At 42.6% G+C, this 14,094-nt stretch carries 12 protein-coding genes, 1 tRNA gene and 1 pseudogene; 4 read left to right on the forward strand and 10 right to left on the reverse strand.

Annotation, left to right across the window (positions count from 1 at the left end; genetic code table 11):
- Positions 1-250 (forward strand): annotated as a pseudogene (locus tag VB654_RS01580) (transposase); the annotation flags it as partial.
- 161 nt (positions 251-411) lie between these two features.
- Here the strand turns inward: VB654_RS01580 and VB654_RS01585 are convergent.
- The gene (locus tag VB654_RS01585; RefSeq protein WP_323211580.1) at positions 412-2,253 is read right to left on the reverse strand and encodes a tetratricopeptide repeat protein; all 1,842 of its coding nucleotides are present in this window, start codon (positions 2,251-2,253) and stop codon (positions 412-414) included.
- 138 nt (positions 2,254-2,391) lie between these two features.
- The gene (locus VB654_RS01590) at positions 2,392-3,168 is read right to left on the reverse strand and encodes an ABC transporter permease (protein ID WP_323211581.1); all 777 of its coding nucleotides are present in this window, start codon (positions 3,166-3,168) and stop codon (positions 2,392-2,394) included.
- A gap of 296 nt (positions 3,169-3,464) precedes the next feature.
- On the opposite strand from VB654_RS01590, the gene VB654_RS01595 reads away from it, so the two are divergent.
- The gene (locus VB654_RS01595; protein ID WP_323211582.1) at positions 3,465-4,613 is read left to right on the forward strand and encodes a DegT/DnrJ/EryC1/StrS family aminotransferase; all 1,149 of its coding nucleotides are present in this window, start codon (positions 3,465-3,467) and stop codon (positions 4,611-4,613) included.
- A 209-nt stretch (positions 4,614-4,822) separates the two neighbouring features.
- On the opposite strand, the gene VB654_RS01600 is transcribed toward VB654_RS01595, so the two are convergent.
- On the reverse strand, positions 4,823-5,569 hold the full coding sequence (locus tag VB654_RS01600) for a DUF561 domain-containing protein (RefSeq protein ID WP_323211583.1): 747 nt from the start codon (positions 5,567-5,569) through the stop codon (positions 4,823-4,825).
- 211 nt (positions 5,570-5,780) lie between these two features.
- Entirely contained in the window at positions 5,781-6,515 is a 735-nt protein-coding gene (locus VB654_RS01605; protein ID WP_323211585.1) for a 2-phosphosulfolactate phosphatase family protein, read from the reverse strand.
- Positions 6,516-6,793: 278 nt separating this feature from the next.
- Here VB654_RS01605 and VB654_RS01610 point away from each other — a divergent pair, with 278 nt between their 5' ends.
- Positions 6,794-7,213: a BlaI/MecI/CopY family transcriptional regulator gene (locus VB654_RS01610; RefSeq protein WP_063873241.1), complete on the forward strand. Its 420-nt coding sequence runs from the start codon at positions 6,794-6,796 to the stop codon at positions 7,211-7,213.
- A gap of 2 nt (positions 7,214-7,215) precedes the next feature.
- Positions 7,216-8,055: a M56 family metallopeptidase gene (locus VB654_RS01615; protein WP_323211587.1), complete on the forward strand. Its 840-nt coding sequence runs from the start codon at positions 7,216-7,218 to the stop codon at positions 8,053-8,055.
- A 31-nt stretch (positions 8,056-8,086) separates the two neighbouring features.
- Here VB654_RS01615 and VB654_RS01620 read toward each other — a convergent pair whose 3' ends face one another.
- The 6 genes from VB654_RS01620 to VB654_RS01645 form a co-directional block, all read right to left on the reverse strand.
- Entirely contained in the window at positions 8,087-10,468 is a 2,382-nt protein-coding gene (locus tag VB654_RS01620; protein ID WP_323211588.1) for an AAA family ATPase, read from the reverse strand.
- 2 nt (positions 10,469-10,470) lie between these two features.
- Positions 10,471-11,553 (reverse strand): ATP-binding protein, encoded by a 1,083-nt coding sequence (locus VB654_RS01625; protein ID WP_323211589.1) that lies wholly within the window; start codon positions 11,551-11,553, stop codon positions 10,471-10,473.
- 281 nt (positions 11,554-11,834) lie between these two features.
- Positions 11,835-11,906: transfer RNA gene (locus VB654_RS01630), tRNA-Asn, on the reverse strand.
- Positions 11,907-12,051: 145 nt separating this feature from the next.
- Positions 12,052-12,603, reverse strand: coding sequence for an NYN domain-containing protein (locus VB654_RS01635; RefSeq protein WP_323211591.1), 552 nt, complete (start codon positions 12,601-12,603; stop codon positions 12,052-12,054).
- A 218-nt stretch (positions 12,604-12,821) separates the two neighbouring features.
- Complete coding sequence (locus tag VB654_RS01640; protein ID WP_323211592.1) at positions 12,822-13,499, reverse strand: ABC transporter ATP-binding protein; 678 nt, start codon at positions 13,497-13,499, stop codon at positions 12,822-12,824.
- Between the two features lie 13 nt (positions 13,500-13,512).
- Entirely contained in the window at positions 13,513-13,785 is a 273-nt protein-coding gene (locus VB654_RS01645) for a hypothetical protein (protein ID WP_194003768.1), read from the reverse strand.
- Between the last annotated feature and the right edge of the window lie 309 nt (positions 13,786-14,094).

The following is a 14,094-nucleotide window of genomic DNA, read 5'->3' on the forward strand; positions in this document are numbered from 1 at the left end:
TATGGCTGTGTTACATGAGTCGCCTTGGTATCAAGAAATATTACGCGAGGGTGAAGCACGTGGTGAAACACGTGGACAACGACAAGGAATAACTTTTAGCATTGAAACTAGCTTAGAAGCCAAATTTGGTAGCGATGGCTTGGAATTAATGCCGCAAATTGTCGAAATATCGGATTTAGAACGTTTAAAATTGATTTTACGAGCAATTATTACAGCAAATACAGTTGCAGAATTGCGACGACTGCTGTAATTTTTCAGATAGAAATCCGATTTGATTATTGAAAAAATCTAAGTATATGTAGGGTGTGTTATGGCTTTAGCCTAACGCACCGTCTTCTGTGGTCTTGATGCCGTACTCTCCTCGATAACACACCCTACTGCTGTAATTTTTCAGATTTGGTGTAATGGGAATTACATACTTTCTTTGTAGATTTCTAACAATTTGGGAATGTAATCATATCCATCTACACCAATAATCGCAATCATTTTCGGGCGATGTTGTTGTAATAAAGTTTGGAAGGCTTCTGCTCCCATTTGTCCTTGTAAAATGGTTAATAAACCTGCTGATTGTCGCCATTCATTAGAGGCAATTTGCTCTAACAAATACATTCCTAAACCACCTGTATAAATCGCTTTTTCGGAATTTTGTAAATTATAATAAGCTTCAGATAAATAAGCTAAGTTGCGCCCTTGAAGATATAAGTCTCCGGCGACTTGGGCTGTTTTAAACCCATTTTCTAAATAGGGAATTGCGGCTGATGATTGACCTATCACTAAATAGGCAATACCTAAGCTACTAAAACATAAAGCTTTACTTTGAATATCTCCTAATTGTTCTGATAACTTTAATCCTTGTTCTAAATAGTTAATAGCTGATTCATAGACTTCTGTTTCTACTTGTTCCAGCTTTTGCGCCTGCATGACTTCGCTGTAACCTAAGTTTACCAAGGCATTGGCTTCGGCTGTGCGTTCCCCGGCTTGACGACTCAGCATTAATGCCCGTTGACTATTATTTATCGCCTCAGTATAATTTTTTTCTTGTACATACGTGCGGCTGAGGTGGTTGAGATTGGCAAGTTCACAGGGGCGATCGCCTGCATTTCTCGCTATCTCCAAGGCTTGCTGATGAAAATGAATTGAACGCTGATATTGTCCTAATGCACGCTGTGAATAACCTAACAGTGTGAGGATTCTGGCTTTTTCCTGGGTTCCCTCAACTTTTCTTAATGGTTCATCGAGATAATCTAAAGCATCCCGTAAAGAGTTGCCGGCAAAAGAGGCAAAAATGCCACCATACAAGGGAAAATATGGACGTTGGGCAAAGGTGCGTAAAATCTGGAGCATAATTTGAGAACAGCCATTACTGTATGCTGCCCTACTTTGAAAACCACTAGCTAACTGACTCCAAATCACTGCAAAGGTCAAGAATGTGGAAATTGACATTTTTGAGCCGGCTTGGACGTTGTAGGCTTGTTGGTCGAACCAGTTGACTAAACCCCGTTGCAGGTACTGTAACATTAATGCTACTTCTACCCAGTCACTCAGGGTAATACTGCTTTGTTTTTCGGCAAATTCAATCGCAGACTCTCCCATTGCGAAGGCGCGAAGCAGGGATTGAGGGACATCACTTTTAACTTTTTTTGCCCAAGTTGCCCAGGGGCCACTTTCTCCAGGAACGCCACCAAAACCCAATTGTTGATTTTTCTCATACATCCAGCTTACCAAGTGGTCTTGTAGTCCTTGCCAAGTGCTTAAACCACGGGTAATTCCCTGGGATATTTCCTGTAAATCACCATCTACTTGAGCAAATTGTTGTAAACCTTGGGCTAACTGTTGTAGTTGTTGTGTATTTGGCGGGTGCTTTTGATTGGGGTCGATAACTCGTAAAAATATGGTCAGACGTTCATCTTTAGCAGCTGTAGTAATTTCTCTAACGGCTGAGGCGATCGCTTCTGTAGCTTGATTTTGCTGAGAATATCTCTGCCATTGGCTGTGAATGGTTTTAATCGCTCTTAATTTCCGGTTGGCTTTGGCTTGCTTGAGTTCATCGGTTTCACCATCCACTTGGCTTTGAATGTTACTGAGGCGATCGCTCAAAACTAATTCAAAGACTTCCCCCGTCCCTGAAATTATATTTTTTTGCAGCATTTGATACACCATCTCTACAGAGCTAATTTTGCCCTTGAGGGTGGATTCAATAATTTCATCAATAAAAGTCAGATAGCGGTCACGGATTGGCAAAGATTCAGACACTGTAACTGTTGGGGAACATCAATTTCTATTTTAGGACATTAGTCATTGGTCATTGGTCATTAGTCGGAAGTTCCCTTCTTCTCCCCCCTGCACCCTGCCCCCTGCACCCTGCCCCCTGCACCCCTGCCTCTTTATGGCTCACCTGACTAACTGGGCGGCGGAATTGAAAAACTGACGGTACAATCCTCTGGTCACTAATATAGTTGTCAGCAAATTAGCGATCGCAACCATGAAGATAATTAAAATTTCGTAGGAAACAGCATCAAGAGGTCTAATTCCCGCTAGTAACTGTCCGGTGGTAATTCCGGGAATCGCCACCATACCTACAAGGGTCATTTGATTGAGAGTCGGGAGAAATGCGGCTCTAATGGCTTCTTTGCGGTACTGACTGACTGCTTGCTGGGGAGTTGCACCTAAGCTTAAGTGTGTTTCTATTTCCACAGATTGAGCATTCATCGTACTTACAAGACGTTCCCCAGCGATCGCAGCTGCATTCATGGCATTGCCTAATACTATCCCGGCTAGAGGAATTACATAACGGGGTTCATACCATCTGTCTGGTTGAATAATTAAGAAATTAGCATACAGAACCGTCAAAGCAGTACTAATTAAAATTGCTCCCCATACCAAGGGTAAAACTAGGGGAATTTTGGGACTGATCCGATTTTTGGCAACAATGGCTACAACCGTTAAAATTACTGCTAAAATCGCCAACACTCCCCAAACATTGTCTAAAGCAAAGATGAAGTCTAAAACGTATCCTAATACGAGTAGTTGTAAGATGGTTCTGCCTGTAGCGATCACTAAGTTTAATTCTAGTCCTAACTTTTCCCAGGCAGATAAACCAATGGCGATCGCCATCAATCCCACAGCAATAGCTAAATCAACAAAATCCAGCTTGATTAAATCCTGCATCAATTCTCCATTTCCTGCTCACAAAAAAATATGAAAATATTTCTTCTCACTCCCCACTCCCAGTTTTCAGAATCAAACAACTTGGAACTTTAATTCCCAGACAGGGATCTTAGTTGACATACATCAAATTTTCTACCAACCAATGGTATCCTTAAGCATAAAATAATTACAGTAAAAACCCAATTTAGATGCGTATTCGGGGCGACAGTCTTTGTAAAGCTTTTTGACAAAAATTCAAACAGCAAAAATTGGCAGTCGCAGAGCATCCTTTGTATGTTCAGATAAAATAAAAACTCATGATCCAAAGTGTAAATTCTATTCCTGCCTTTGATATTAAGCAACAATACGCCACTATTGAAGCAGAAGTGAGTGCAGCCGTTTTAGAAGTTTTGGCTTCTGGGCGTTATATTGGCGGCCCTTTAGTTGAAAGTTTTGAGCAACAGTTCGCTGCCTATCATAGTGCAAGTAATTGTATAGCTTGTAACTCTGGGACTGATGCACTGTACTTAGCTTTACGGGCTTTGGATATTGGTGTCGGTGATGAAGTGATTACTACACCTTTTACCTTTGTCGCCACAGCTGAAGTTATTAGTGCTGTGGGTGCAAAACCAATTTTTGTTGATATTGACACTGATACTTTTAATATTGATTTGCAGCAAATAGCCGCAGCCATTACCCCTAAAACTAAAGCGATTATTCCGGTTCATTTATTTGGACAACCTGTGGATATGACAGCACTGATGGCGATCGCTAACAGGCATAATTTAGCCGTCATTGAAGATTGCGCTCAAGCTACAGGTGCAAGTTGGAACAATCAAAAAGTCGGCAGCATAGGACATATTGGTTGCTTTAGTTTTTATCCTACCAAGAATTTAGGTGGTTGTGGCGATGGTGGAGCGATTACCACTAATGATCCTGAATTGGCGGCAAAAATGCGGGTACTCAAGGAACATGGGCAGAAAAATCGCTATTATTACGAAGAAGTTGGTGTCAATAGTCGCTTGGATAGTCTGCAAGCCGCTATTCTGCAAATTAAATTGCGTTATCTAGATATTTGGAATAATCAACGACGGGCGATCGCCGCTTATTATCAGCAGTTTCTCAGTCAAATTCCCGGTATTGTTGCACCAAAAGAATTAGCTGGTGGGATGAGTGTCTGGAATCAATATACCATTCGCGTCTTAACTGAGGGAAAAAATGGTGCTAGTGCCACTCACCGAGAGTCTGTGCGTAGTCAACTGCAAGCACAGGGAGTAAGTTCAATGGTGTACTATCCCCAGCCCTTACATTTACAACCCGTTTATCAAAGTTTAGGTTATCAGCCAGGACAATTACCAGTAGCCGAGTTAGCTTGTCACGAAGTTCTATCTTTACCCATGTTCCCAGAACTGACACATGAACAGCAAGATCAGGTAATTTATGCTTTGAAAGATAGTTTGGGTTAAGAAATTAGGGAGTTGTGGGAAATAATCAATGCTCAATTTTTAATGGATTGACATAGCTAAATAGGGCATTATGTTTTTCTTGTGGAACAGGCATCTTGCCTGTTCTGGGCGGGCTAGAAGCCCACCCCACAATATTGATGTTTATGCACCAAATTAGTTGTTTCAATCCACTACAGTTTTTGAGTGGGGAATTGATTTGTTGGTGTTCCCTAAGCGATCGCTCTACTGTTAGCAATAGCTAAAGCTTCAACTAATCCACGTACAGCTGCAATCATCGCTACTTCGCTGTTGAGTTGATTAATCGCAGAACCAACACCAACACCAGCTGCACCAGAGGCGATCGCTAAAGGTGCGGTGACGCTAGAAATACCAGAGGCACACAGTACAGGAACGGAAACTACGCGAGCAATTTCATAAGCTGCGGCTAAGGTGGGGGCTGCTTTTTCAATTAATCCCCAGCTACCAGAATGTACGGGCTGGCTACTTGTACCACCTTCGGTTTGAATAATATCTGCGCCAGCTTTTACTAATTCTTCCGCTAATTGCACTTGTTGGTCTAGTTCCAGGATGTGAGGAACAGTTACAGATAAGGTGATTTTTGGCAGCAAGGCACGGGTTTGGTGAGTTAGGGCTAAAACTTCCTCAGCTTCAAATTTGCGTCCTTGGGCGTAAAAACTATCAAAGTTACCGATTTCAATTAAATCAGCACCAGCGTTGACAGCTGCAACAAACTTTTCTGGTTCAACTGCTGAAACACAAACTGGTAAATTGATCAATTTTTTCGCCATCTGCACTAAAGCAGCATCGGCGGCGATATCGACAAAGGTAGCACCACCTAGTTCAGCAGCTTTAATCGTAGCAGCCACGGGATCGCGATTAAAGTTATTCAAGCCGCTAATAACTTTCAAAACGTTACGGTCAGCAAATGCACGTTGCAGAGTAGAAGGCATTGTCATAAATTTTTTGTTGAGGTTAAGAAATAAGACCTATTCTACCGTCCCTGGGTTGGTGGAAATTGTAGAGGAGCAAAAATCTGATTTTTTCCGTTACGTCTTTTTAGCACGCTTCCAGCCCTCACAAGAGATATCTGCTTAAAGGCGAGCAATATACCCCTCTCCAGTTTTTCGTCTAGAAAAGGGTATATTCAAACAGAAACAGAATTTTTAGCTACTGACTTTTCAAAACCCCCAGTTCTTGCTGTATGGGCAAGACATCTAAAATATCGGTTTGAGCGCAATATTTTAAATCTTCGTGTGATTCCAGACGTAACAACCTTTTGCCGTGGCTGGCTTGGTGAAATAATCCCAATAAGTCATTTTGCCATTGTGAGTAAAGCGCGATCGCACTAATTACCTCATCATTACCAGCTAATTCGTCTTGAGAAAATTGGGACTTCTCTGCCAGACTATGAGCGATCGCCCCAGCACAAACTGTATCTTCTAAAGAAAAAGTGCCTTCCCAACCAGAACCGACAATCCACACAGTCTCTGGTTGTTTATCCAGGAGATACTGCACCACCGCCGCCCGATTAATCAAAGCTGCGGCCAGTACATTGGGGGAGTTTTCTATCCGTTGTAAGGCGCGAGTTCCATTGGTGGTACTGATAAATAATCGTCGTCCTTCAACTACTTCCCGTGTGCAGTCAAGGGGAGAATTACCTAAATCAAAGTCAGCAACTTTAGCACCGCCGCGTTCTCCAGCTCGGAGTCGTTTTTCCGGTGGCCATTTTTCGCTAACTGCAATCAGTTGTTCTAAATCGCTGAAGACTTGCACAGCTTCGCCACCAGATGCCAAAACAGTCGCTATAGTGCTAGTAGCCCGCAAAACATCAACCGCGATCGCGCAGTCTGGAGTTTTGCCGATAGGAGTTAATTCCGGAGTGTGGTATATGAATAGCTTCACGCGGTGGATAAACCTGCTTTAAATACTATTGCCGAGATTACATTCTAATGGGTGTCATTCACCAGAATCACAGTTACATTCGGAGTATTTCTTATCCTTAGACCAGAGTATTTTTTATATATGGTTGCAAAATTGATGCCAGCGTAGGCAAACAAAGGTAATCTGAAAACAGAATAAATCCCAGCATAAAAGGTTTTAATCCTCTGGGACTTGGCAAAATAGGGAGGAAATCTTGGCAATCCACAGATCCCACCTCTACAATTCGTTACAAAATCAATATGGCACCTTTACCTGACTACCGTCCGAAACAAATGTCTGTAGGCCCCTTGGAAGCAGAAATTTTGAATATCATCTGGGAACTGGGTTCAGCTACAGTTAAAGATGTACACGATCGCATTCTCTCAGACCCCAATCGGGAACTCGCTTACACTTCTGTAACTACAGTTTTACGTCGCCTCACTGATAAAGGTTGGTTAGCTTGTAATAAACAAGGACGGGCATTTTATTGGCTACCAAAGCTGACAAAGCAGCAAGCACAGGTAATTAAGGCGCATGACCAGTTACAGAAATTTCTCGCCGTGGGTAATCCTGATGTGATCGCTGCCTTTGCTGATAGTCTAGATGCAGCAGCCAGTGACCAACTAGAAGCGATCGCTCAACGCATTCAAGCCGCACGCCAAGCCAGGGAGGAACAATAATCATGCATCTGATGATGATTTTGACTGCGATCACAGTTGCTTGGAGTTTAAGACACTCTGGGAATCATCTCCAAGGTAATTGGGATATCCGATGGCGGCGATCGCTATTTTTATTTCTCTTCCCCCCATTGTTAATTTTTATGACGGCGATCGCAGTGTTATTCATGGGGCCTCAAGGCAAAATGGGCGGAATACACACTGGCTGGTGGAGTTATGAACTAGCATTAATTCTGCTAGGATTTTTTGCAGTTTTGTGCATTACTCTAGCCTGCCAAGGTTGCCAATCTGTAGAATCTGCCCGTAAATCTCCCCTAGTAAATATTCAGGGTAGACAAGTTAGATTACTGAACACAGACGCGCCCTTTGCGGGTCAAATAGGCTTTTGGCATCCAGAATTAGTAGTTAGTCAAGGATTGCTACAAACCCTGTCTCCTGCCCATGTAGATAGTGTTTTAGCCCATGAACAAGGACACTACCATTACCGAGACACATTTTGGTTTTTCTGGCTGGGTTGGGTACGTGCTTGTACCAGTTGGCTACCCAATACAGATTCTTTGTGGGAAGAACTCTTAGCTTTGCGTGAATTACGTGCTGACAGCTACGCAGCTTCACAGGTAGACCCTTTGCTATTAGCAGAGTCATTGCTGATGGTGGTCAGTAACAGCAGTGTATCATCAGACATTTGTTGTGCGGCTTTAGGGGCTAGTGGAAGTAACCGTTTAGAACAGAGAATAGAAGCTTTATTAGCACCACCAGAACCCACAGCAGAAATTAACTATCGATTTTGGCATAGTTTTCTCTTAGCATTTCTACCGCTAGTCAGCGTCATATTTCATACATAAAATCAGTTTGAGCAAGATATGGAAGTGAGAATCACTCATCTTCTAGCAACTGTTCTACAAATCTTTGCACCAAAGGGACTTGAAAGGCATTGCCTTCTTGAGTCAAAATTTCTTTGCGTGCAAGTTTTCGCACAACTCCTTTATCTTGCTGTGTGGGAGTTTCGCCTTGAATTACTCGCCGCAGTAAATTGCGGTCACTATCTTCTAAACTTGTCCATAATTCGCGGAAATACTGATCACCTCGCTCAAGCACTGTGGGAATAATTGTTTGTACGTCCTGTGCGGTGGCTTGGGCTGTATTTGCTTGTCGCTGATTTCTTCTAATATCCCGGTTGAGTAACTCCACCAACTCGTAACATACCAACTGGACGAGATAAGGTTGACAGTGAGTAAGTTTAATAATTGCATCTACAGCAGTTAGTTCATAGATGTTGGGGAAATCTTCCACAGGCTGTAAAATCAACTCACGTGCTTCTGATTTTTGCAAGAAACTCATCTGCAAGGCGCGGGTGTTAATTAAATAATCACTCCAATAATCATCAAGTTCAGATAGCTGGTGGGAACCACTGAACAGCAAAATCCATTTTTTTTGGTGTTGCAGCAGGTTACGAATAAAATTGAGAGGCGCACGGCTATTTGTTGCTTTCACCACCTCACTCAGTCGCTCATATTCATCAAAACAGAGAAGAAATTGCTTATTGGAATATTTGCCTTCTATTTCTGTGAGCCAAGTTTGCAGCGCTGGAAATGGATCTTCAGCTAATTTGCTGGCTTTGATTTGAGGTAAGGATAATTTTCGGGGTAATTGCCTTGCGGCTTCGCTCATTTGTCTAGCTAAGTTTTCTGCAAACCCTTTCAATGTTGTCGCTGATGCTGCTCCCTGTACGTCCACGAGCAAAGGTACAATGTTTGCGCCGATTCTGTGGGGTAGATATTTCAGCGCTGAGGTTTTTCCGGTTCTGCGTCCACCATAGAGTAACAATATTGGTGGTGATTCGGAAACTGCCAAAGTTTCGATTTCTCGAAATATATCAATTCTCCCTTTGAAGCGATCCTTGGCTGTTGCGGGGTCTAGGGAATTACCAGCAATATAAACTTGTCGGATTTCTTGTGATTGTTTTGCTGTTTCCTCTAAAGTTCGCCGTGCCGTCTCCAAAATTGTCAGCCAGCGTTGCACAATGCTACCAAAATTAGTAGCTATGAAAGTATTTTTACCAAAAGCAAGACTCTGGGAAATTTCTTGTAATGCACTTATGGGAGTATTGAGTAACTCATACTGACGATAAGGCGAAGTAGCTTCCTGTGATGCCCTGACATCCTGGCTAATATCTAAAAATTGAGGAAAAACCGTGCCAAGTTCTTTTGGTGGTGGTGAGGGAATCCAAGCCAATTGCTTGGCAATGTCTACTATATCACTCAACCTTTGACAACGATTGAGACTATCTATAGCAATCCCAGCAATTGCTCTTGCAGCAACTTTTTGCTGATTGGTAGAACTAGTCAGGTAATTAATAGTCTCACGGGCTGCTGCTGGGTTCTCTTGATAAGCCTCTACAATTATCTGCTCCATAAAAGGCAGAGGCAAAATAATCAGTTCATCAAAGCGAGGTGGTAGATATCGTAAACAATTTACCCGTTTTCCATTGGCAGAAGACAAAAAGAGCATGAGTGTCCACAGTAATTCTGGTAGCCAGAAGTAAACTCGCAATACACCCAAAATCCAGGACAAGCCAAACGCCAAGCCGAATGCCAAGCCTCCTGCCAAGGTGGACACCACCGCTACCTCCAAGGCTACCACCACGCCTATCACCATGCTTACTGAAACTGAAACACCTACCGCCAAACTTCCCGCAACGCCTATCGCCACAGCTCCTGCCCAACTTCCTACTACGCCTAACCACACGCCTAGCCCCACACCTATAGCCACACCTCCCACCACACCTACCCCCACAATGGACAATATACCTAACCCCACGAATACCGTCAGGCCTGATAAAAATTGAGCGGGTAAAATTATGTTAAATAATGCTGCAATCAGAAGGATAACAACTCGATTCTTATTATCGCCACGGTCTAAAACCTTTCCTAAAAACCAGCCTGCCAAAAAAGCACAACTTCTGAACCAGTTAAATGATTCACCACTAGTCAGAGTGTAAATTGGTGCAACTAATAAGACAGCCAATATTGGGACTATGGCAGTAAGCCACCAAACCTGCCTAGCATACCGACGCAACTGAGGATTTGTGAGAAACTCAGCCCGCTTATCAAAAGGGTTATCTTTCGGTTTAAGTCCTGGATGGATGTCACGCAACCAATTTTCAAAGGTAAAAGGCTTGAAGTAAATCCAATAAAGTAAGCGTCCACATTCAGCCACATAAGCCCAAAAGCCTGATTTTGCAGAGTTGTTGCTCATGGCTACTTTATCCCCAACTGGTCACGGATAAAATCCCAAACTTCATACCAGTGCAACACACCCACCAAAACCAAAACCGGTAAAAGCAGGATGACTAAACCGATAATCCAGCTGCTGATATCGTCCACAGTTCCACCAATAAATTTGGTCATCTTACCCAAGCGCACGGGCAAATCCCAAACTAACCAGCGCACCTGATGCCACCATCGGCGAGAACCTAGTTTAGACTTTGGTAAACGGCGAGATTCATCAGCAAAGCGAGTTTTCACCCAATTTTCATCATATCCATGCTGACGCGCCTCACATACTAAACTCCCTGCTATTTGCAGTAAAAAAGGATGACTTCCAGCCAGTTGCTGACTCAGGCGCTGTTCATCAAGACTCAAAGCTGGTGCAGCACCATTAACAGTGCTAGCAGGTAGACGTAACAAATCTTTGACCTCTTCTTCTTTAAGTTCACGCAACTTGATTACATGACCCAAATTGAAGAAATCAGAAGTCAACTGTTGCCTTTTGCTGTAAACATCCAGTTTTTGCTGTGAAGCCATGATTAGCATCAAACTACTGCTATCCATCAAAGAGCGCAGATTATTATAAAAATCATCATTAAATTCGTTCTTGTTACCAAACAAAGTCTTAAAATCATCCAAGCAAAGAACTGGTAATATTCCTTGCTGTTTCCATTCTTTGATCGCATCTGAAAAAGCTGCACGGTCAAGGGGTCTAACGTTCAAAGGGTCACTTAAAGCTGAATTTGTCGCCACAGTGGAAAATTTCAACAATTCCCGCGCCACTGCTAAATAAAAATTTTCCTCTCGCTGACATGGCACATTTTGAAGGGAGAGGTAAATGACGACATAACGACTTGGGTCTTGTACTCGCTGTTCCCAAGTCAAAAAGTAGTGATACAGCAACGAAGATTTACCAATTCGCTTGTCACCGACAATATTAATACTTGTCGGCTGGACACCACTCATTCGAGATGCGATCGCGCGTAACTCATCTTTACGACCGACAAACAGCTTGGGGTCTTCAATCATCCCCGCAGCTACAAAAGGATTCGCAGGCAATGCCCCAGAAGTCATGTAAAAGCTATACCCTAATTTTAATAATTTAAGTGCGATCGCTTAAAAGCATAGCATTATACGCAATTATGCTTCTGTTATCTGGTGTTTAGTGGTCTAGTTTGCAGGTGTAAATTAGATAAAACTCTTGTGGGGGAGGGCAAAGATACCCGCCCATGTTATGTCAGTCAAATCTTAGAATCCCACAGGCGATCGCTCATCAAAATACCATAAAAGCAAAAAGCCCGAAGCTGGTTTCTGTGTCCTCTAGGCTTCAGACTTCTTGAGATTATTTAATTAAACTCCCCAGGCTGGATTCGAACCAGCGACCAATCGATTAACAGTCGATCGCTCTACCACTGAGCTACTGAGGAACGCTCACAATTAAACATCTTAAGACTAAATATAAGATTTGGCAAGTCTTTTTTTAAACTTTTTTTTAAGCAGAGATTTAATTCCCATAACATTATAGCCAAAACGCTTTCCGGCGAATGGTTTCAGACTTTTATATCTTAGGGGCTACTGTAATCCCATTCGTAATTCAGTCAGTCGCTGCCGGGCTTTAGCATCAATAGAGTTGGCTAAGAACCTACCTTTGGATTGATTGCGCTTTTGATATTTATGTCTCATCCGACAAACTGTAGTTTCTACCTCACCACATAATTGCTGTGCCGACAACCATTCAGCACCATAGCCCTGCACCATTAGCTGCTGTGCGCGGTCTGAGGTAGCCACAATCACGCGATGAATCAAAGATTGCGCCCTTTCATAGCGCAGAGATGCACATGATTTTTCAATATAGGTGTCTGCCGTTTGCCCAAAATCAGTGTAATGAACTGATAAGAGTTCTGTAATAACTTCTTTATTGCTAGAAGCTTTATGATATTGGGCATCAAAAACTATTTCGGTTTCATAACCTTGAAAAGAACTGTAGCTAGTCATTGCTTCGACTAATTCCCAGCGTGCTGCCTCTAATCCGGCATGATCACGGGTTTTTTTCAGGCAAGGCCAAGCACCGATTATATTGTAGCCGTCTACTAACAAGACAGCTTGGAGTAAGGAACGAGGCATGGTTTTTAATCACAGTTATCTAGAGTTAACAAAATTCATTCATAATTTTCATAGTAATTGAAGTATTGTCTGTAACTCTATGTTACAAAGCAGTAAAAAATGCGTTTGCCCTAACAGAATTTGACTGAAAAAACCTTGCCCAAATAGAAACGCGCCTGATTTAGACGCGTCCCAATTGTTAGTAATTATTCAAAAAAAGGATGATAGAAAATGGGCGTTTAAGCAGATCCATCATCCATTGTCATCAAACGTTGTTTAAGACGTTGAGGTTCACCCTTATCGATCAAACGGCCTTTTTCTAACAAGAAAGCGCCGTCACAATAATTCAACTCATCTAGGCGATGAGTTACCCACAGGGCTGTAATTCCCCGACTTTTGACTAAGCGACGGACACCAGCCACCAAGTCCAATTGGCTATCAGGATCGAGTAAAGCTGTGGGTTCATCTAATAATAGGATTTCGCAACGCCGAGCGATCGCACCTGCGATCGCCACACGTTGTTTTTGTCCCCCACTCAAAGCATAGATTGGGCGTAATTGCAAGGTAGACAAATTCACCGAACCTAGCGCCTCCTCAACCCTCGCCCTCACCGTAGCAGGCGGTAACTTTTCATCCACCAGTCCAAAAGCCACGTCAGCACCAACAGTTGGCATTACCAGTTGATGATCAGGATTTTGAAACACAAAGCCAACGGGTTCTAAAACCTTAATTTCACCGGACTGAGGAGCTAATAGCCCGGCCAGTAGTCGGAGTAATGTAGATTTACCACTGCCATTTGTACCCAAAAGCATCCAAAATTCACCCACAGGTACTTCTAGAGAGCAAGATTGGATTGCCTTCGCCCCACTAGGCCAACTAAAATCTAAATCCTTCACCTTAATGCCAACTTCTGACATTTTTATCCCTTAGTTATTCGGCTGTGACTGCAAAAAAGCCTGGTGGTCTACCGCCACTAGTAGTTGCACCATCTTTTTGAACAATCTGTACTCCAGAAATTTCGCTAGAACGAACAGCTATTTTCTTTTCTGTCTTACCTTCACACTTAAGTTCCACAATGTCCGGGTTGCCAGAGCGCATAGCTGCCAAAATCAGCTGATAGATCGCCTCAGCATCTTCAGCCGACTTACGTTGCACTGATACGGGAAAGGCAGTATTTTTGATACTTAAATCAATGGTAAACATTTAGGATTAGTCAAACAGAACTGTAGGACTCATTTTAACGTTAGGAGATTAAGAATTGGGGATTAGAGGGAGAAGAAAGAGGCAGGGGGCAGGGGGCAGGGTGCAGGGGGGAGAAGATGAATTCCCAATGACCAATGACTAAATCAAGAATTTAGTGGAAAAATTAACAATTTGTGTTTATAATTATGAGAGTCAGTAAAAATTTGTAAACTAGATTGACAATCTGGTAAACTGTCTGCATACAGATAAATGTAAAAAATTTATCTATAAACAGACCTGTACTTATAAACAATTTGGAGATTCGTTCTC

Origin of the sequence: Nodularia sp. UHCC 0506, assembly GCF_034931045.1 — a bacterium.
Classification (GTDB): Bacteria; Cyanobacteriota; Cyanobacteriia; order Cyanobacteriales; family Nostocaceae; genus Nodularia.

Coding starts and splice junctions, on each gene's coding strand:
- VB654_RS01590 (WP_323211581.1), bottom strand. CDS start 3,168: ATGCAGGATTTAATCAAGCTGGATTTTGTTGATTTAGCTATTGCTGTG.
- VB654_RS01595 (WP_323211582.1), top strand. CDS start 3,465: ATGATCCAAAGTGTAAATTCTATTCCTGCCTTTGATATTAAGCAACAA.
- VB654_RS01600 (WP_323211583.1), bottom strand. CDS start 5,569: ATGACAATGCCTTCTACTCTGCAACGTGCATTTGCTGACCGTAACGTT.
- VB654_RS01610 (WP_063873241.1), top strand. CDS start 6,794: ATGGCACCTTTACCTGACTACCGTCCGAAACAAATGTCTGTAGGCCCC.
- VB654_RS01615 (WP_323211587.1), top strand. CDS start 7,216: ATGCATCTGATGATGATTTTGACTGCGATCACAGTTGCTTGGAGTTTA.
- VB654_RS01620 (WP_323211588.1), bottom strand. CDS start 10,468: ATGAGCAACAACTCTGCAAAATCAGGCTTTTGGGCTTATGTGGCTGAA.
- VB654_RS01625 (WP_323211589.1), bottom strand. CDS start 11,553: ATGACTTCTGGGGCATTGCCTGCGAATCCTTTTGTAGCTGCGGGGATG.
- VB654_RS01635 (WP_323211591.1), bottom strand. CDS start 12,603: ATGCCTCGTTCCTTACTCCAAGCTGTCTTGTTAGTAGACGGCTACAAT.
- VB654_RS01640 (WP_323211592.1), bottom strand. CDS start 13,499: ATGTCAGAAGTTGGCATTAAGGTGAAGGATTTAGATTTTAGTTGGCCT.
- VB654_RS01645 (WP_194003768.1), bottom strand. CDS start 13,785: ATGTTTACCATTGATTTAAGTATCAAAAATACTGCCTTTCCCGTATCA.